Here is a 16,934-nt window from a genome sequence, read left to right as displayed (position 1 = left end):
CAACCGCGGTCAATCGGGTGGCAGGACGGCCCGAAGAAATCTACAGGGGTCTGCCAACTCCCGCTCCTGGCCGTTTATCGGAGTCCTAGGCGGTCAGAAGCATCCACTCACCCTCTTCGCCAAAGTGCCTCTCGGAGGCAATGCGCGTTCCATATCCCGGTATGTATTCAAGCTCGACAACTGCTCCGGGGCCTGGGGTTACACCTCGGAGCCGCCGGGCCAAGAGCTCCGCCAGTGCAGGGTCTTCCACCGTACAAACGATCTGCCTTGAGGTCCTGCCAATTGAAGCAAGCAACTCGACGAGATGCAGCGCTCGGTAATCATCGATGTGCTGTACGGGATCATCCAGAAACAGTGTCCGGAGCTTGCTCCATCCCGTGCTGAGGTAGACGGACAGGAGAAAGGCGATGCCGATTGCTCTCCGCTGTCCGCTACTGAACATGAATTTCGGGTTGAGTCCATCGCCCACCTGAAGACTCAGGAACCGCTTCACGTCCCCTCGGATGTGATACTTGAGTTGAGTCCAGTCCGAGTGCGGACGCAGGCGCAGGTAGATCTCTTCCAGTAGAGGCCCGATCGCGGACAGTCTCTCTTCGATGACCTCCCCCTCCAGTCGGCGCAGCGAAGCTCGGATCGCTGTGGCCCTGGCGAGTGCACCCTCAGCCCTCTCCATCTCTCTAGAAAGTCGATCCGCCTCTGACCTCGTCTTCTCGACGCGAGCGCTGGCGGCTTCGACCTGCCGCGAAATACTGGCGGACTCAAGAAGTCTCAGTAGCCGCCCAACCCTCAATGCATCGTCTTCCCTCGTCTGAGCAAAACGTCGGAGCTCCTGGAGGGCCTCTATGGGCGTCCATTCATCGGCCACGCCCTGCACCAACTGACGCGCCCGGCCCTGAAGGGCGTTCAACTGCGTTGTGATCTCTTCGCGCCTGCTACGCTGGCCCGCGAGCTCCCGCTCAACCTTCGACCTCCGCTCCTCGGCATCGGAAATGGCGACCAAGAGCTGCTCCCGCCTTCGCCGGAGCTCCGCAACTCGGGCGACCTCCGCGCGCAGCGCGGCGCGGGAGAGGTGAATATGCTCCGCATACTGCCCGGGCGATATAACAGAGCCGCACAACGGGCACCGGCCCTCCTGCCGGCCAATGTGCTCACCCGTCTCTAGGAGAATAGCCAGCAGCTGCTCATCCCCTCCGGCGTCGGCCGCGCGCCTCAGCATTGGCTCGATCCCCTCCAGCTCTAAGCGGAGCTTCGAGACAGACGTCTCGAGGGCCTTACCCGCAGAGACGAGTTCGGCTTCAGTCGGGGCTTCCGCACGCGCTGCATCCCTCTCTGCAATCAGGCTGGTCAGGCTTCGCACCAAGGCCATGGCCGCTGCCGCAGCTTCCCCCCAATCGGTACCTCTTGTCCGTACGGCATTCAGGTCTTCAATCTCTGCACCCAGCAGCTCGGTGAGCTCCGCGCGGGCTGTTGCCAGCTGTTCCTCCGACACGACTGCTGCACGGAGCTCGGAAAGGCGCTCCAAGTCCTGGTTCAACTGCGTGCGGACTCGGTCATACCGACTCTTCGCGGCGTCATTGCGCTGGCTAAGGACCGTTCGCGCTGCTTCGATCCGCGTCAGCATCGTGCCGAGTTGGCGCTCACCGATCGCCTCTCGAACGAAACGGAACCGCTCCGCTTCCGCCAAGTCGATGCTGAGCCGAGTAATCTCCTCGTCGCGGACCATCGCAGAAACCAGAAGCTGTTCAAGCGCGCCCTGAGGTGCTGACTGCGTCTCCGTGAGCACATCCTGAACCTCAGGTGATATGCCCGACGCCGAGTTGGAAGGATCACGTCGCAGCACAAGAGCCCGTCCGTCGTCTCCCTCAAAGAAGCATCTCGCGTACTGGTCGGACGGATCCCCCGCGCCGCGCCACCAAAGATAGTCCTCGATGCGCTCGCTCCTTTCGGACTGGCCTTGTTGACGCCGCAAGTGGCCTACGAGCGAGAACTCAACGGCGTCGAGGACGCTGCTCTTCCCTGCGCCATTACGCCCAGTGATAACGAGAAACCCCGATGGCACCGTGATACTTACGCGATCGCGAACCCCACGGAAGCCGCTAAGCTCAACCCGTGTCAGCTTCATGTCGCACCCTCGATGAGGTCTGCGATGCGGTTGGCGGGCTGGGCCTTCAGAAGGGCCAAACGCAACGAGTCCGGCAGGTGAGAGGCGAGGCGGTGCTCAATATCCAACTTAGCGAGGACGTCCGCATCGCTTATTGTCAGAAGAGGTGCCAAGGCTCGTCGGACCTCGACGGCGCTAGCCGTCCCAGCGCGTGCGATCTTCCTTGTAGCATTGAAGTCTTCCTCAATGGCTCCAAACCGATGCGAAGCGAAGACATCGCCGGGGAGTGCGGCCAAGAAGACTCCGTAGGCATTCCAAGCTTTAGTCGGATGCAGCTGTAAGGCGCGCGAATACCGGTTGAGGAAAGATTCCTGTGTGTGTCCCCAGTCTGAGAGGAGCTCTGCGGGAGTCTCATAGGATGCGACGAAACCAAACACTGAGCGATTCTCAAAGAGCAACAACGGCCGGTCGCCTTGCGAATCGACGGAGACACGATACCCGTGTTGACCCAGAGTCTCGAGAGCGGTGTCCAGGATCTTCATACTGCGATACCTAGGTAGGGATAGAACTCATCAATGGACATCCATGTGGCCGACGATCCCCCACGTACAATCCCGGCCGGGCGGCTCCCCCGTACGATATCACTCGGTAGGCTGTCTGACAGGCAGTCGACGCACACCACGCGATCTACTGCTGGTGACAGGCCACCCGCAGAGTCCAGATCGGCTCTGACCTGGCTCATGCGAGTGCCGCTGGGACGTCGGATGAGGCGGATTCCTTCTCCATTGAGCACGAGCATATCGCCAAGAAACTCTGCGTCGAGTTCGATCATGCGAAGCAGGATTGCGCCAGCGTGCTCGAGACCCTCCGGGCGCTGCGTGCGGACCGGTTCGTCTGACGCGCGGGCGGCGATATCGTGGCGGAATGCGAACAGCGCCTCGACGGAAAGAAGAGCGAGGTCAGGAAGGGTACCCGAGAACTCACGCCCGAGAAGATCTAGGAATTTCCCTGTCGATGCGAAAAGGAGCCTTCGCACGAACTGCTCCAATGCCACGCGGCGTAAGTCGTGAAGGAATACCTCGGCGGGCTCCTCCTCGTGAAAGAAGTGGGCTCCGCACGCTTGCGTCCAGCTCCACAAGCTGTGTGCTTTGGTTTGCAGTGTGGAGGCGGTGTCGGGGTTGACGACGATGATCGCCTGGGGGCGCACACTCTGTACGCAGGACTCCAGGACAGCATTCAGATAGGCCCAGTCAGACCAAAAGCCGACAATCAGAAGATCCCGGCCTTGGAGGTGACCGGCGAGCCACGTTGCTGCGCTCGAAATGCGAGCTGAGATCGTCGGGTCGTCAAGCTGTCGGGGATGCCAGACGGTCTCGTTTCGTGAGCGACGACAGCAGCCGTGGAGCTTCAGGAGAGGCTTGTAGCGGTCGGCGTATAGATTCGCCTCGACGCCATCGAGGGCTCCTCGCGGGTCCCCCTCACCGAGGTCAGCGGAGGCGTCTTCGATATGCGTGTCATAGTTGGTCGAGACCGCGGCGACGATTGCATTCGATAAGAGGAGGTCGGCTATCGCAACATGCCCCGCATTCGGACGGCGTTGGAATCTGGCCTCCCATGGGACAATGCGCTCAATGAACGGCACAACGAGTTGGTTGCGGTCGATGAGGAAGCTCGCGAATGCTTCGAGATCGGCTCGCTGAGAAACGGGCACCGTATCGCCGGTAATCGACTCGTAGGCTGCGACACAGGTGGTGGTGAGTGCGGCCGCCGATGGCAGGTCGGTTGGCGATCCCATTGACAGTCCCGCGCCGCACAGGATCGCTAGGTTGCCGCCCTCGAGGGACACGGCAAGGCGAGTTCTAACCTCTGGTCTCACTATCGTCGCAGCGCCTTTCTCGGCAGTCCATGTGCGTACACCCCTGCTCAAAGCCGAGGGGCCCAGCGGCTGGGGTGGGGCGCGTGCCGGCCCAGCCCATACCCCCAAGCAGCCAACGGCAGCGGCTGCGCCCAAGCCGCGGGTACCGAGGCAAGAATGCGCCGACGTCGAGCGCGTGGCTAGCCGATACACGAGGACACCCGCACTGCCCTCCACACTGTGGGGAGCGGCCCTCGGGGAAAAGGACTTTCCCTGAAAGGCCGGCCGCCTTGACCCATCAACCATGATTGATATACTCCCACCCATGCCCACCACCACCCCATCCACCGAGGCCCTGCTCCAGCGCTTCCAGGCCGTGGCCGAGGAGACGCGCCTGCGGATCGTGCAGCTGCTCTCCGAGGGGGAGCGCTGCGTGTGTGAGCTGCAGGATGCGCTGGACGCCGGCCAGTCCCGGCTGTCCTTCCACCTGAAGAAGCTCAAGGAGGCGGGGGTGGTGTCCGACCGGAAGGAAGGGCGGTGGGTCTACTACGCATTGGAGCCGGGAGCGCTGGAGGAGATGCGGGCGTTTCTGGGTGAGGTGAAGCCGGACCAGACGTGGCGAGCGCCCAGCCGTTCGGGCGGGTCCTGCTGCAGTTAAGTGCAACCTGCCTTTTTATTTACCCTAATACATCAACCGCTGTTGATATGGAGAGACCGATGAGCCAGCCGACCACCACGGGCCAGGAGGTCCGGGAGATCGTTCGCGAGAAGTACGGGGAGGCCGCCAAGCGGGCGGCCAGTGGCCAGAAGGGGAGCTGCTGCGGGACATCGTCCTGCTGCGGACCGGACGCCACCGACCCGATCACGCGGGACCTGTACGACTCGGTGACCGCCTCGTCGCTGCCGGAGGCGGCGGTGCTGGCCTCGCTGGGGTGCGGCAACCCGACGGCGCTGGCCGAGCTCTCCCCGGGGGAGGTGGTGCTGGACCTGGGCAGCGGAGGCGGCATCGACGTGCTGCTCTCGGCCAAGCGGGTGGGCCCCAGCGGCAAGGCCTACGGTCTGGACATGACGGACGAGATGCTGGCCCTGGCCCGGAGGAACGCCGCCGAGGCGGGCGCGGAGAACGTGGAGTTCCTGAAGGGCGAGATCGAGCACATCCCGCTCCCGGACAACAGCGTGGACGTGATCATCAGCAACTGCGTCATCAACCTCTCGGCGGACAAGCGCCAGGTGTTCCAGGAGGCGTTCCGGGTGCTGAAGCCCGGGGGCCGCTTCGCCGTCTCCGACGTGGTGGTGCGGGGCGAGGTCCCCGACGACATGCGTCGCAGTATGGAGCTCTGGGTGGGCTGCATCGCCGGTGCGCTGGAGGAGAGCGAGTTCGAGACGCTGCTCAAGGAAGCCGGCTTCGAGGACCCGAGCCTGGAGCCTACGCGCATCTACGAGGTGGAGGACGCGCGCGCCTTCCTGGAGGAGTCGGGGCTGGACGTGGACGCGTTCGCAGCCGCCGTCGAAGGTCGGTTCATGTCCGCGTTCATGCGGGCGTGGAAGCCGTTGGCGGAGGCGGCGGAGCCGTGTTGCGGGCCGGGGTGCTGTGGGTGAGCGGGCGGCCCAACCGGACATTGTCCGCTTCTCGGGGGAGATCGAGATTCGGGCATGACCAGGCAAGCGCTCCTAGACGAGATCCTGCGATTGCCCCCGGAGGAGAGAATCGCGCTCCCTGGTGAAGCCTGGGACTCGATCGCTGCGACGCCCGCCGATGTGCCGATTCCTGAGTGGCATGTCCAGGAGCTGGAGCGCAGGCTGGCCACGGCCGATCCGCGGTTCGTTCCGTGGGAAGAGGTCCGCAGCCGCCTGCGGGGCTCCACGTAGCGGCCGGGCTGCCAGCCCTCTGGGCAATGGTACCATAACTGCTATAGCTTTTGGTACCACCAAGAGGGCACGGCCATGACCAAGAACACCAGCATCACCTTGAGCGAGCATTTCGAGGGGTTCATCAGGCGCCAGGTCGAGACCGGGCGCTATGGATCGGCGAGCGAGGTGGTCCGCGCTTCCCTCCGTCTCCTCGAAGAACACGAACAGAAGGTCGAGACCCTGCGCCACGCCCTGATCGAAGGCGAACAGAGCGGCGACGCGGGGCCCCTAGACATGGAGAAGATCAAGCGCTCCGCTCGAGAGAAGGCAGGGCTTTCTCCGCGAAGAGGCTAGAGCCCTCAGCGAGACCCGCGAGGGCGCGTGCCCGCTGTCGCTACGCCGCCGACGCAGCCACGAACGGATTCAGAACCAGCACCCCGCCGTACCAGCGCTCGTGCTGAAAGTCTTCGGAGTACAACACCCCGAGCTCGTGCACCTCGGCGTAGGCCCACATGTGCGCGTCCCACAGTGCCAGGCCATAGGCCGCCATGCCTTGAAGGGCCGTTCGGCCAACACGGGGATCCGGGTACAGGATCTCGAATTGCCGGAGCAGGTCTTCGGCTTCGAGACGAGCCACGTCCGGCGGGAGGATGGAAGGGCCCTCCCTCTGAGGCCGCGTGGTAGCCGCCACGAACTCCAGCACCGCTTGATGGGCCAGTCGTAGGCTCCCGTTCGCGATCCCCTCGCGGAGAAGCGAATCGGCCAGGGCCTGCTTCGACGGATGGCGGTCGTCGAAGCGGTAGACCAGGACGTTGGTGTCAACCAGTGCGGCCACGAGGATACAGATCGTCGCGCGTCCAGCCCCTGTCGGTTTCGGACACTGGGGGGCGCTCAGCGCCGCCCGCCCGCCTTTGGTCGCGCCGCTCGGAGGCGCGGTCGAACAACCGCAGCCGCTCCGCTGGACTGAGTGTGCTGGCTCGGTGGCCGCTCGGCACCACGCGGATCTCGTCGCCCGCCGGGATCCAGTCGATCTCGTCCCCCGGGGCGATGCCGTAGCGGTCGGCCACCTCTTTGGGAATCGACACCTGGCGCTTGCTGGTCACCTTACTCATGTCCTTACCATGGTAAGGATAATAGCCTTGCGCAAGGGGAATCGAGAACATCCGCACAGTGCCCGCCCATCGTGATCCCGTCAGCGCGGCAGCGCGTTTCGCCGCCCGTTCAGATAAGCCCTCACGTCCGCTTCGGTCGTCAGCGAGATCGCCTTGTCGAACGCGGCTCCCGCTTCGGTCCAGCGGCCGGCCTCGGCCAGGAGGTGTGCCCGGGTCGCCCACGCAGGTTGAAAACGACGGATCGCCGGGTCCCCGATTCGATCGAGCGCCGAAAGTCCCGCGGGGGCGCCGGACACCCGAGCCACGGCGGCGGCGTGAGCGACCTGGGCACCGAGCGTAGGCGCAGTGGCGAGGAGACCCTCATACAGCGTGAGAACGGTGGGCCAATCCACCGCACCCGACCCCAGCCGAGCGCAGTGAGCCGACTGGATCGCGGCCTCGAGCTGAAAGCGCCCGATACGGCCGAGCGGATGGGCTTGCCGGAGGTAGCGTTCACCCTGGCGGATGAGGTGGGCGTCCCACAGGGCCGGATCCTGCTCATCGAGCGGCACGAACTCGCCTCCCCGCGTACGGCCAGCCGCCCGGGCCAGCGAGAGGGAGAGAAGTGCAGCGAGTCCGAGCACCTCGGGCTCCTCGGGTTGGAGCTCGGCGAGCGTCACCGCGAGGTAGAGGGCCTCTTCGGCCAGGGATGCGCGGATGGTCTGGCCGGACACGAGCATCCAGTCGATGGCGTAGGCCCCGTAGATCGCCTCGATCACGGCGCCCAGGCGCGCCGGCGCGTGGGCCTGGTCCGGTACCTTGAAGGGGATGCCTGCTTCTTTGATGCGACGCTTGGCGCGTACGAGTCGCTGAGCCATCGCGGCCGTTTGCACACCGAAGGCCCGCGCAACCTCGCTGGCCTGGAAGCCGAGCACGGTTTGAAGCATCAGCGGAGCTCGGGCCGGGGGGTCCACCGCCGGGTGCGCACAAACGAAGAGCAAGGCCAAGCGCCGATCCGGAATGGCGTCCGGGTCGACGTCCGTCAGCGCGGCGGCGGCTGCATTCGCCGCGTCCTCCAGCGGTCCGCTTCTCCGATGGTCGGCGGACTTGAGCGCGTCGCGATGCCGGTTGCGCGCGACCGTGATCAGCCATCCCTCCGGGTTCTCAGGCACGCCGGACTCCGGCCAGGTCTCGAGTGCGCGGGTAAACGCTTCGGCCAGGCAGTCCTCCGCCAGCTGAATGTCGCCAGAACGCTCCGAGAGGATCGCCAGGAGGCGTCCGTACGCGTCGCGGGCCACCTGTTCGGCCCGCGACCACGCACGGGAAGTCGCCTCGCTCGTCACGAGGAGGGGATCCATCTCCCTTCCACGAACCGTACCGCCGAGGGCCGGATCTCCACGCCGCCCCAATGAAGCGCAGGGCACTTCTCCGCCCAGGCCAGCGCCGCGTCGAGGTCCGGGACGTCCAGCACGAAGGTGCCTCCCAGCTGTTCCTTCGTGTCGGCGTAGGGACCGTCCTGCACGCGGAGCCCCGAGTCGCCCATGGTCAAGGTGGTGGTGTTCTGGCTGGGCTGCAGAACCTCGGCGGACACCAGCACGCCCGCCTCTTCGAGGGCGCTGGCGTAAGCGTGGAAGGCGGCTTGGCCCTCCTTGATCGCGTCCTCACCGATGTCGCTCGGGGTCATCTCTGGGTAGTGGAGCAGTAGCGTGTAACGCATGGTTCAAGTCCTCGCCGATGGTGGTTGGCCGTGCTGTCTACACCTCCATGACGAGGTCGGGCCGTGCCGATCGACAGGGGCCGCAGCTCCGATCCACGGTCAGTACCGCGCTCGGTCCTGCGGTGATTCGATCCCGCGCGTCACTTCCTCGAAGAGCGCTTCGGCGAACGCCTCGTCCGCCGGCGCGTGACCCACCAGGATGCGAAAGAAGATCGGTCCGTAGAGCAGGTCGAGCACCACGTCCACGTCGATGTCAGGACGCACCTCCCCCGACTCGGCCGCCGCGGTCAGGAGGGCCCGACCCTCCTGACGACGGGCCAGGATCACGTATTGGCGAAACGCCTTGGCGAGCTCCGTGTCGTCATCGGCAGCGGCCAACATCATGGCGACGGTGCGGCCCCGCCGCGCCGCGAACGCGCGAACGATCTCGCGAAGCTGCGTTTGCAGAGCTGCGAGCGGGGAGATCCGCCTCCCGCGGGCGCTGGCCCCCCGCTCCCCCTCCATGAGGGCCGTCATCAGCACCGCGTGCGCGTTCGGCCAACGGCGATAGATGGAGGACTTCCCCACACCCGAGCGCGCGGCGACCGCCTCCATGGTCACGGCCGTGGGGCCGCCCTCGTCCAGGAGGGCCCGGGCCGCCTGCAGCACCCGATCCCGGGTCGCCGGGCTCCGTGGTCGTCCCCGAGGCTTCGCTGCGGGCCGCTTGACAGAGGGCGGTTCATTCATATACGGTACGTATCGTATCGATATTCACCAAGCATGTCAACACGGCCAACCCTGCCGGGATAGCCAGCAAGGAGTCGGTATGCCTACCGCAGCGCCCCCACGCCAGACCGTCACCGCCCACCTCATCATGCGGGACGCCGCAGCCGCCATCGACTTCTATCGGCGAGCCTTCGGCGCCGTGGAGCTCTACCGGCTCGTGGAGCCGAGCGGGAAGATCGGACACGCTCAGCTGCGGATCGGCAACTCCGAGCTCATGCTCTGCGACGAGTATCCCGACTTTGGAGCCCTGAGCGCTCCCACGATCGGCGGATCTCCGATCAAGTTCCTGCTCTACGTCGAGGATGCGGATCAAGCGATGCGGACCGCGATCGACGCAGGCGCCGTCGAGCTCAGGCCGGTGAGGGACCAGTTCTACGGAGATCGCTCGGGCATGGTCATGGACCCGTTCGGGTTCAGTTGGAGCATTGCCACGCCGAAAGAGCAGGTGAGCCCCGAGGAAATGCAGCGGCGCTTCTCGGCCGCCCTCACGGGCTGAGCGAGTGCCCGGCGAAATCCTAGAGTAGGTGAGTCGTCTGGACCGAGACGAGCGATCGACCCAGGCGCCCCTGTCCAACTGAGAAGCCAACCGTCGCCGTGGGCTGAGAGGGCACGCATCGGCGCGCCCCGAACCCAAGGTCCCAAGGCGACACGATGCGGCGGCTCCTGAGTTGGACGACGTGCCTGACGGTGCTTTCAGCCTGCACCGAGCCTCTCACCGCGCCGGATCTCACCGAAGAGGCTCCATCGGAGGCGCTTCCGCTCGTCGCCACCGCTTCTCCGCGGGTCTCCTTCACGTGCACCCGCTCCTGGGCTGCCGGCGTGGACGGGGATTGGAGTGATGCGGGCTCATGGACACCGACGGGCATACCGACGGACACCGACAACGTGTGCATCGAGGCTTCGGGCACCTATGACGTCGCGATCGACGCAGCCGTGACCGTCAACAACCTGAAGATCGGCGGGACCGGGGCCTGGGCGACCGTGGAAACGGAGCACGACCTGCTCATCAAGCGGAACCTGCTGATCGAGGTCAACGGCCGGCTCGAAATGGATGTGTCCGGAGGCGAGTACCTGGGTGGGTCTCCACACGGCAACCCCTCGACCTTCCTCCCCACCTACTTCGAGAACTACGGCGTCCTCGACGTGAACGACACGAGCGGCAGCGGCTCCGGAGCCACGCTGAGGTTCAACCTCTACTACAACTACGGCTTCATGTATCTCCCGGGGGGCACGTCCGTTCTGGTCGAAGTGGGGACCTACTTCCCGTGGTTCACGAACAATGGATTCATGCTCACCGAGGGCACCGGCGAGGTCGAGGTGACGCACCCCGACCACTACTACCTGTGGTTCGCACACCTGGCCGGCACGATCGGCGGCTCGGCGCCCCTGAGGGTTCACTCCGACATCGGGATGTTCTGGTGGAACGGAGGCACTCTCCCGTCGCTGGTCGGGGGTTCCGGTCGATCCGTCGTTCGATCGGAGCTTCCTGATCTGGCATTGAACGCCTCGACGGGCGGCAACCTCGAGGCGAGCCGCGTGAAGCAGATCCAGGGGGGAATCGAGTCGGGCGGTCGCCTGGTGCTTTCGGAGCCGGGCGACACGATCGACTTCTGGAGCTACGATGGCCAGAGCCCCTGGGTGAACCACGGCGACGTCGAGATCCAGGCCGAGGCGGGTCAACAGGTCGAGCTGGACATGGGTTCGTGGTACGGCGTGGAGAACTCGGGATTGCTTGCGCTGGTCGGAGGCGCCGAGTTCAGCATGGAGCTCGTGTCGTTCCTGAACACAGGGACCCTGTCGACCGAAGAACCTCTCCGCATCTACAAACAGTGGGGCTATCCGGAGTTCCAGAACGCCGGCCTCGTCTCGGTGGCCGCTGGGGCCGAGCTCACGCTGGAGGACGGCACCTTCACGTCGGAACGGGCAGGCGAGATGCAGGGCAAGCTGAGAATGGTGGGTGGAACCCTGGAGGGCGCTGGATCCCTGGGCGCGGTGTTCACCGAAGGGGCAACCGTGAAGCCGGGATTCCAACGCGCCACGCTGCCCGGCCTGCCTGACCCCCGTCTGGGAACCCTGAGCATGGGAGCTCTCTTCCTGGACGCGTCCAGCGAGCTCGTCATCCAGGTCGCCGACACCACGCCGGGGTCGTTCGACCGTGTGTCCGTGACGGGCGCGGTGGGGTACGGAGGGAAGCTCACCGTCCGCACCCTGTCCCCCTTCCAAGGCGGCGTGTGCGGTCAGGTGATTCCGGTGATCACGGACGGCGGAAAGGGTCTCGTCCCGCGCGGCACGTTCGACTCCTTCTCCGGCCTGAGCACGGGTCCCAACCGGGCCTGGCGGCTGCACAACCCGCTCGGCCTGTTGGCGCTGGCCGGATACCGCCCAGGCCCTGATCCGCTCTACACCACACCCGCGGCGTTCGCGTTGAGCGAGGGCGGTGCGCCGCAGGTCTACCGTGTCTGTCTGGGCGACGCTCCTCCCAGTGGCGATCTTCTGCTCGAGGCGACCTCCGCGTTCGGGCAGACCACGGGCGCACGCCCGGTGGACATCCTCCTGACCGAGTGGATGCTTCCGCGCACCTTGGCGGTGCAAGCCATCGACGATGCCTGGGTGGAAGGTCCCCATGTGGACACGCTCCGGCACGTGCTGGTCGGTGCAGGGAAGGGGGGCAGCCCATCACCTCCCGTGCTGGTCCCGATCACGATCGCAGACAACGACGGTGCCGCGGACCTCGCTTTGACCAAGGTGTCCCAGGAGGACAACCGGTTCGTGGGAGACACGATGCACACCGTGTTCCGGGTCACCAACCACGGCCCCACCGAATCGTCAGGGTCGACCGTGGCGTCGACAGCGCTCAGCGGGTTGGATTTCCTCTCGGCGAGTGGGGCGACGTGTGCGCTCGACGGGGCAGGCGCGGTCACCTGCGAGGTAGGAGCCATTCCGGCTGGCGGTCAGGTGGACATCACCATCTCCTTCGAGGGTGCCACCGTGGGTGTGCACACGTCGACGTGGACCGTGATTGGAGAGCAGCCGGACGCCGACGCCACGAATGACGAGGCCCCCTACAGTCAGCGCGTGAATTGAGTGCTTTGCCGGGGTGGGTGGAGCTGTGCCGAACCATATGGGCGAATGGATGAACCCCTTCCGGCGCGGACCACCCCAGACTCGGACTGGAGCCGTTCGACCATGCTCACGATCGGCTCGATGCTGTCCCGGTCCATGTAGTCGAACCCGTGCATCTCGTCCGCAGCGGCCTCGCGGTCGGGGTTCATCAGCGCCCCGATCTTCAGGAGGATTCTGAGCCACCAACTCACATCCTCGTGCTTCAGCCTGCCGCGTAGGGCCACGTACTGCATACCCGCCAGCACCTCCTTCGGGAAGCTCTTGGCGATCCACTTCCGCAGCTTGGGCCCGTCAGCGGCACCCGACACCGTGAACAGGATCAGGTGCCGGCCCTCGAGATCGGGCCAATGCGCTTTCAGCCACTTCCGGATCGTCGCACGAAAGAAGACCACCGAGCTGCCCAGCACCAGGAAGTCGTAGCGAGTCAGGTCTGGACTCGCCTCGGCCAGATCGAAGACCGGAAGTCCAGTGGCCTCGCTGATCCACTGCGAGTATTGGGCGGTGCTGCCGTATCGGCCCGAGAAGACGATGGCGCCATTCATCCCACCCCCCGCGTTGACGTGGTGTGACCGAACCGGCGCGCCCTCCCGCAGTTCGGAGCGCGTGGGCGTATCGGAAGCTGGGGACAGCTCGGGAGCGCCACCATCGGGTTGGTTCCGCAGGTGGCCGTGGGGAGCAGCGGAAGGCCGCGCGCGTCAGCGTCGGCGACCGCCCGCGCCCAACTGCGGTGCCCAGCCGAGTTCCGGGGTACCGCCGCGGGTCGATCCCGCGAACCCCGCCCGCACCCCCAGCATTGTGGCGCCCCCGCGCGCCCGGTAACATCCGCGCTTTCCGCCCTCTGCAACCCCTCTCGGGCCCTCGCCGCCCACGGAGGACGCCCCTGAATCCCGTCGTTTACGGCATCGGGGTCTACATCCTGGCGCAGCTCGCCATCGGAGTGATCGTCTCGCGTCGTATCCAGACCGAGGCGGACTATCTGGTGGCGGGCCGGTCCCTCGGTCCGGTGATCGCGACCTTCACGGTGTTCGCGACCTGGTTCGGAGCCGAGACCTGCATCGGGGCGGCCGGGGCCATCTACGAGATGGGGCTCTCGGGCGGGTCGGCGGACCCCTTCGGCTACGCGCTGTGCGTCATCCTCACGGGTGCGATCTTCGCCGTGCCGCTCTGGCGCCTGAAACTCACCACCATTGCCGATCTGTTCCGCATCCGCTTCGCCGGACCGGTCGAAAAGATCGCGGTGCTGCTGATGGTGCCCACCTCGCTCTTCTGGGCCGCCGCTCAGGTGCGTGCCTTCGGGCAGGTGCTCTCGTCCGCCTCCGGGCTCGAGATCGAAGCCACGGTCACCTTGGCGGCCGGGGTCGTGATCGCGTACACCATGTTCGGCGGCCTCCTGGCCGACGCGTGGACGGACATGGTGCAGGGCATCGCGTTGATCCTCGGGCTCGCCACGCTCTCCTGGGCCGTGCTCAGGAACGGTGGCGCCGAGGCCCTCGCCTCGATCGACCCCAGGATGCTCAACCCGCTCGGCGCGGAGCCCCGGCCCCTCCTCGAGATCGTGGAGCAGTGGACGATTCCCGTGGTGGGCTCCATGGTGGCGGCGGAGCTGGCGGCGCGCATTCTCGCGACGCGCTCCGCGACGCTGGCCCGCAACGCCACCGTCGTAGCGGGCTTCTCCTACCTGGTCATCGGGCTGATGCCGGTCGGACTCGGGCTCGCGGGCGCGGTGCTCCTTCCCGGCCTGGACCACCCTGAACAGATCCTGCCGACGCTGGCCCAGGCCTATCTGCCGACGCTGCTGTACGTGCTGTTCGCCGGGGGTCTGGTGTCCGCCATCCTGTCCACCGTCGACAGCGCTCTCCTGATGTCGGCGGGACTGGTGTCGCACAACGTGGTGGTGCAGCTCAAGCCCGACCTGAGCGAGCGGGCCAAGGTGCGAATTGCGCGCGCGGGCGTGGCCCTCTTCGGATTGCTGGCGTACGCCATGGCGCTGCGCGCCGACCGCGTCTATGCGCTGGTGGAGGAGGCGTCCGCCTTCGGGAGCGCGGGCATCGTGGTCGTGGTCACGCTCGGACTCTTCACCCGGATCGGCGGCACGGCCTCCGCGGTGGCGGCCCTGGTGGCCGGCGTGGTCACGTGGGTGCTCGGCGCTCACCTCCTGCAGCTTCCCTACCCGTACCTCACCTCCCTCGCTACCGCGGCCGGATCGTATCTGGCCCTCGCCGCCCTGGGATCCGCTCCCACTCGGGAGCTGGTCCCGCTGGAGGGATGAGGGCGGCCTCGGGGATCCCAGGAATGGCCGACATGGACACCGTCAGCCGCTAGTTCCCCGATCTGCCCCGGATCCATTGACCGGACTATTGCGTCGATATATCGTACGATAGTCAGTACACCATATAGAACGTATCAGAGGTAGGCGCCGGATCCGGTCGGGTCGAGTTGCCGCCACCTCGAGGAGAGACTGAATGTCAGGGTGTCGCCCACGCGGCTGGAGACGCGGAATGAACTTCGATTGGATCTTCGACTGGGACGCTGGAGTCGGTCCGCGGCGTCCGGGCCGCCATCGTCACCGACGAGGCCCGGGTCGGCGCTTCTTCGGACAGGGGGAGGTGCGCCTGGCGCTCCTGTCCTTGCTGGCGGACGAGCCCGCCCATGGCTACGAGCTGATGAAGCGGCTCGAGGAGCGCTCCGGGGGGATGTACCGGGCCAGCGCGGGAACCATCTACCCGGTCCTGCAACAGCTCGAGGACGAGGGCCTGGTCCGGCTCTCCGAGGAGGACGGCAAGAAGGTCTACCATCTCACCCCGTCGGGGCGCGAGGAGCTGTCGCGCAACGAAGAGCATATCAGCGCGATTTGGCAACGCGCGACCGGGTGGAAGGACTGGGGGACCAACATGGGGCCGGAGACGGCGGAGATCTGGGGGAGCTGGGGACGGCTGTCCAAGGCCGCGTTCCGGACGGTGGCGTCTTCCGGCACGGAGAAGATGGAGAAGGTGCGGGAGATCCTGGACCGCGCTCGCAAGGAGATCGAAGAGCTGTAGCGGTCGACCGCTGCTCGGCCACACAGGCGGCGCATCCCCGAGGATCAGTGGCGCGATCCCCCCGTCTGGTGCCAACCTCCAGCATGCGAGCCGACGCCTCCATCCTTCACGCCGACCTCGACGCCTTCTACGCGTCCGTGGAGCAGAGGGACGACCCCCGGCTGCGGGGCCGGCCGGTCATTGTGGGTGGAGGTGTGGTCCTGGCGGCGAGCTACGAGGCCAAGGCCTACGGAGTCCGCACCGCGATGGGAGGCGGGCAGGCCCGCCGCCTCTGTCCACACGCGGTGGTGGTGCCGCCCCGCATGTCGGCCTACTCCGACGCCAGTCGCGCAGTCTTCGCCGTGTTCGAGGACACCACGCCGGCGGTCGAGGGATTGTCGATCGACGAGGCGTTCCTGGACGCGCGCGGTCTGGAGAGGATCGCGGGAACGCCGCTGGAGATTGCGCAGCGGCTGCGCCAGCAGGTCCGGGAACGCGTGGGCCTGCCCATCACGGTGGGCATCGCGCGCACCAAGTTCCTCGCCAAGGTGGCGAGCGGCGTGGCCAAGCCGGACGGCCTGTTGTTGGTTCCGCCAGACGGCGAGCTCGAGTTTCTTCATCCACTCCCCGTTGGCCGGCTTTGGGGCGTGGGCGCGAAGACCGGCGCGAAGCTGAATCGGATCGGCATCACGACCGTGGCCCAGGTGGCTGCCCTCGACGAAGCGACCTTGATCGCGATTCTCGGACGGGCGTCTGGCCGCCACCTGCACGCGCTGGCGCACAACCGCGACCCGCGGCCGGTCGAAGTCGGACGCCGCCGGCGCTCGATGGGAGCCCAGCGCGCTCTTGGACGCCCATGGCGTTCGCACGCGGATCTGGACGTGGCTCTGATGGAGCTGATGGACCGCGTCACGCGACGGCTGCGCCGTGCAGGTCGCGTGTGCCGCACCGTGACCATCCGGCTGCGGTTCGGTGATTTCACGCGCGCCACCCGCTCCAATACGCTCGCGGAGGCCACCGCACAGACGCATACTCTGCTGGCCGCGGCACGCGGGCTGCTCGCTGGGGCCATGCCGGAGATCCGGAGCCGAGGGCTGACCCTCATCGGAGTCTCGCTGGGCAATCTCGAGAGCGGCGCCGCGGTGCAGCTCGCGCTGCCCCTTGACCGGCGTGAGGCGCCCGCGCTGGACGCGGCGGTGGACCGCCTTCGCGACAAGCTCGGCTCCAAAGCCATCACGCGCGGCGCGCTGCTGGGCCAGAAGGAGCGGCAGTCGGTGCCGTTGCTGCCCGACTGAAGAGGGGATCGGGTTCCGTGGGCTTGGTCATTGCGCTCGGCTTTGCGATCTGCGGCGCACTGTCCGGGCTCGCGGCTCAGGCGCCGACCTGGACGATCTCGGAGCATCCGATGGTCTCC

At 66.3% G+C, this 16,934-nt stretch carries 18 protein-coding genes; 9 read left to right on the top strand and 9 right to left on the bottom strand.

The window, feature by feature from the left end:
* Nucleotides 1-85: 85 nt before the first annotated feature.
* The 3 genes from R3E10_15630 to R3E10_15620 are packed head-to-tail and all read right to left on the bottom strand — an operon-like array spanning nucleotide 86 to nucleotide 3,947.
* Nucleotides 86-2,122 carry an AAA family ATPase gene (locus R3E10_15630; GenBank protein MEZ4417184.1) on the bottom strand — a complete coding sequence of 679 codons (2,037 nt, stop codon included), beginning with the start codon at nucleotides 2,120-2,122 and terminating at the stop codon, nucleotides 86-88.
* Nucleotides 2,119-2,643 (bottom strand): hypothetical protein, encoded by a 525-nt coding sequence (locus R3E10_15625; GenBank protein ID MEZ4417183.1) that lies wholly within the window; start codon nucleotides 2,641-2,643, stop codon nucleotides 2,119-2,121. Before R3E10_15625 ends, R3E10_15630 begins: the two co-directional genes overlap by 4 nt.
* A complete protein-coding gene (locus tag R3E10_15620) occupies nucleotides 2,640-3,947 on the bottom strand; it encodes an SIR2 family protein (protein MEZ4417182.1) in 1,308 nt (435 codons plus the stop codon). Before R3E10_15620 ends, R3E10_15625 begins: the two co-directional genes overlap by 4 nt.
* A 313-nt stretch (nucleotides 3,948-4,260) precedes the next feature.
* On the opposite strand from R3E10_15620, the gene R3E10_15615 reads away from it, so the two are divergent.
* The 4 genes from R3E10_15615 to R3E10_15600 all read left to right on the top strand — a co-directional run bounded on the left by R3E10_15615 (nucleotide 4,261) and on the right by R3E10_15600 (nucleotide 6,161).
* Entirely contained in the window at nucleotides 4,261-4,614 is a 354-nt protein-coding gene (locus R3E10_15615) for a metalloregulator ArsR/SmtB family transcription factor (GenBank protein MEZ4417181.1), read from the top strand.
* 59 nt (nucleotides 4,615-4,673) lie between these two features.
* The gene (locus tag R3E10_15610) at nucleotides 4,674-5,555 is read left to right on the top strand and encodes an arsenite methyltransferase (GenBank protein MEZ4417180.1); all 882 of its coding nucleotides are present in this window, start codon (nucleotides 4,674-4,676) and stop codon (nucleotides 5,553-5,555) included.
* A 54-nt stretch (nucleotides 5,556-5,609) separates the two neighbouring features.
* Nucleotides 5,610-5,825, top strand: coding sequence for an addiction module protein (locus R3E10_15605; protein MEZ4417179.1), 216 nt, complete (start codon nucleotides 5,610-5,612; stop codon nucleotides 5,823-5,825).
* A gap of 75 nt (nucleotides 5,826-5,900) precedes the next feature.
* Nucleotides 5,901-6,161: a type II toxin-antitoxin system ParD family antitoxin gene (locus tag R3E10_15600; GenBank protein MEZ4417178.1), complete on the top strand. Its 261-nt coding sequence runs from the start codon at nucleotides 5,901-5,903 to the stop codon at nucleotides 6,159-6,161.
* Nucleotides 6,162-6,201: 40 nt separating this feature from the next.
* Here the strand turns inward: R3E10_15600 and R3E10_15595 are convergent, their stop codons facing one another.
* The 5 genes from R3E10_15595 to R3E10_15575 form a co-directional block, all read right to left on the bottom strand.
* A complete protein-coding gene (locus R3E10_15595; GenBank protein MEZ4417177.1) occupies nucleotides 6,202-6,642 on the bottom strand; it encodes a PIN domain-containing protein in 441 nt (146 codons plus the stop codon).
* On the bottom strand, nucleotides 6,626-6,919 hold the full coding sequence (locus R3E10_15590) for an AbrB/MazE/SpoVT family DNA-binding domain-containing protein (GenBank protein ID MEZ4417176.1): 294 nt from the start codon (nucleotides 6,917-6,919) through the stop codon (nucleotides 6,626-6,628). Before R3E10_15590 ends, R3E10_15595 begins: the two co-directional genes overlap by 17 nt.
* An 80-nt stretch (nucleotides 6,920-6,999) precedes the next feature.
* On the bottom strand, nucleotides 7,000-8,256 hold the full coding sequence (locus tag R3E10_15585; protein ID MEZ4417175.1) for a DUF6596 domain-containing protein: 1,257 nt from the start codon (nucleotides 8,254-8,256) through the stop codon (nucleotides 7,000-7,002).
* Complete coding sequence (locus tag R3E10_15580) at nucleotides 8,238-8,615, bottom strand: YciI family protein (protein ID MEZ4417174.1); 378 nt, start codon at nucleotides 8,613-8,615, stop codon at nucleotides 8,238-8,240. The genes R3E10_15585 and R3E10_15580 overlap by 19 nt, the downstream gene beginning before the upstream one ends.
* A 99-nt stretch (nucleotides 8,616-8,714) precedes the next feature.
* Complete coding sequence (locus R3E10_15575; protein ID MEZ4417173.1) at nucleotides 8,715-9,263, bottom strand: TetR/AcrR family transcriptional regulator; 549 nt, start codon at nucleotides 9,261-9,263, stop codon at nucleotides 8,715-8,717.
* A gap of 157 nt (nucleotides 9,264-9,420) precedes the next feature.
* Between R3E10_15575 and R3E10_15570 the strand changes: the two genes are divergently transcribed.
* Together R3E10_15570 and R3E10_15565 are read left to right on the top strand one after the other, a co-directional pair.
* The gene (locus tag R3E10_15570; GenBank protein MEZ4417172.1) at nucleotides 9,421-9,876 is read left to right on the top strand and encodes a VOC family protein; all 456 of its coding nucleotides are present in this window, start codon (nucleotides 9,421-9,423) and stop codon (nucleotides 9,874-9,876) included.
* 155 nt (nucleotides 9,877-10,031) lie between these two features.
* Nucleotides 10,032-12,464 carry a DUF11 domain-containing protein gene (locus R3E10_15565; GenBank protein ID MEZ4417171.1) on the top strand — a complete coding sequence of 811 codons (2,433 nt, stop codon included), beginning with the start codon at nucleotides 10,032-10,034 and terminating at the stop codon, nucleotides 12,462-12,464.
* Here R3E10_15565 and R3E10_15560 read toward each other — a convergent pair.
* Nucleotides 12,449-13,045, bottom strand: a complete 597-nt coding sequence (locus tag R3E10_15560; GenBank protein ID MEZ4417170.1) for a flavodoxin domain-containing protein — start codon at nucleotides 13,043-13,045, stop codon at nucleotides 12,449-12,451. The genes R3E10_15565 and R3E10_15560 overlap by 16 nt on opposite strands.
* A 395-nt stretch (nucleotides 13,046-13,440) precedes the next feature.
* Between R3E10_15560 and R3E10_15555 the strand changes: the two genes are divergently transcribed.
* From R3E10_15555 to dinB, 3 genes are all read left to right on the top strand, one after another.
* The gene (locus R3E10_15555; GenBank protein ID MEZ4417169.1) at nucleotides 13,441-14,772 is read left to right on the top strand and encodes a sodium:solute symporter family protein; all 1,332 of its coding nucleotides are present in this window, start codon (nucleotides 13,441-13,443) and stop codon (nucleotides 14,770-14,772) included.
* A gap of 229 nt (nucleotides 14,773-15,001) precedes the next feature.
* Nucleotides 15,002-15,541 (top strand): PadR family transcriptional regulator, encoded by a 540-nt coding sequence (locus R3E10_15550; protein MEZ4417168.1) that lies wholly within the window; start codon nucleotides 15,002-15,004, stop codon nucleotides 15,539-15,541.
* A gap of 83 nt (nucleotides 15,542-15,624) precedes the next feature.
* Nucleotides 15,625-16,815, top strand: a complete 1,191-nt coding sequence (gene dinB, locus R3E10_15545) for a DNA polymerase IV (GenBank protein MEZ4417167.1) — start codon at nucleotides 15,625-15,627, stop codon at nucleotides 16,813-16,815.
* Nucleotides 16,816-16,934: the final 119 nt, after the last annotated feature.

The organism is Gemmatimonadota bacterium, from assembly GCA_041390105.1.
Lineage (GTDB): Bacteria > Gemmatimonadota > Gemmatimonadetes > Longimicrobiales > Gaopeijiaceae > JAGQIF01.
Note: the sequence above shows the minus strand (reverse complement) of the source record. Positions and strands in the feature narration are given on the sequence as shown.

Bases quoted from the DNA above. Each gene is read 5' to 3' on its own strand.
- R3E10_15600 (MEZ4417178.1), top strand. From the start codon at position 5,901: ATGACCAAGAACACCAGCATCACCTTGAGCGAGCATTTCGAGGGGTTC.
- R3E10_15630 (MEZ4417184.1), bottom strand. From the start codon at position 2,122: ATGAAGCTGACACGGGTTGAGCTTAGCGGCTTCCGTGGGGTTCGCGAT.
- R3E10_15560 (MEZ4417170.1), bottom strand. From the start codon at position 13,045: ATGAATGGCGCCATCGTCTTCTCGGGCCGATACGGCAGCACCGCCCAA.
- R3E10_15550 (MEZ4417168.1), top strand. From the start codon at position 15,002: ATGAACTTCGATTGGATCTTCGACTGGGACGCTGGAGTCGGTCCGCGG.
- R3E10_15570 (MEZ4417172.1), top strand. From the start codon at position 9,421: ATGCCTACCGCAGCGCCCCCACGCCAGACCGTCACCGCCCACCTCATC.
- R3E10_15580 (MEZ4417174.1), bottom strand. From the start codon at position 8,615: ATGCGTTACACGCTACTGCTCCACTACCCAGAGATGACCCCGAGCGAC.
- R3E10_15610 (MEZ4417180.1), top strand. From the start codon at position 4,674: ATGAGCCAGCCGACCACCACGGGCCAGGAGGTCCGGGAGATCGTTCGC.
- R3E10_15625 (MEZ4417183.1), bottom strand. From the start codon at position 2,643: ATGAAGATCCTGGACACCGCTCTCGAGACTCTGGGTCAACACGGGTAT.
- R3E10_15590 (MEZ4417176.1), bottom strand. From the start codon at position 6,919: ATGAGTAAGGTGACCAGCAAGCGCCAGGTGTCGATTCCCAAAGAGGTG.
- R3E10_15605 (MEZ4417179.1), top strand. From the start codon at position 5,610: ATGACCAGGCAAGCGCTCCTAGACGAGATCCTGCGATTGCCCCCGGAG.
- R3E10_15585 (MEZ4417175.1), bottom strand. From the start codon at position 8,256: ATGGATCCCCTCCTCGTGACGAGCGAGGCGACTTCCCGTGCGTGGTCG.
- dinB (MEZ4417167.1), top strand. From the start codon at position 15,625: ATGCGAGCCGACGCCTCCATCCTTCACGCCGACCTCGACGCCTTCTAC.
- R3E10_15565 (MEZ4417171.1), top strand. From the start codon at position 10,032: ATGCGGCGGCTCCTGAGTTGGACGACGTGCCTGACGGTGCTTTCAGCC.
- R3E10_15615 (MEZ4417181.1), top strand. From the start codon at position 4,261: ATGATTGATATACTCCCACCCATGCCCACCACCACCCCATCCACCGAG.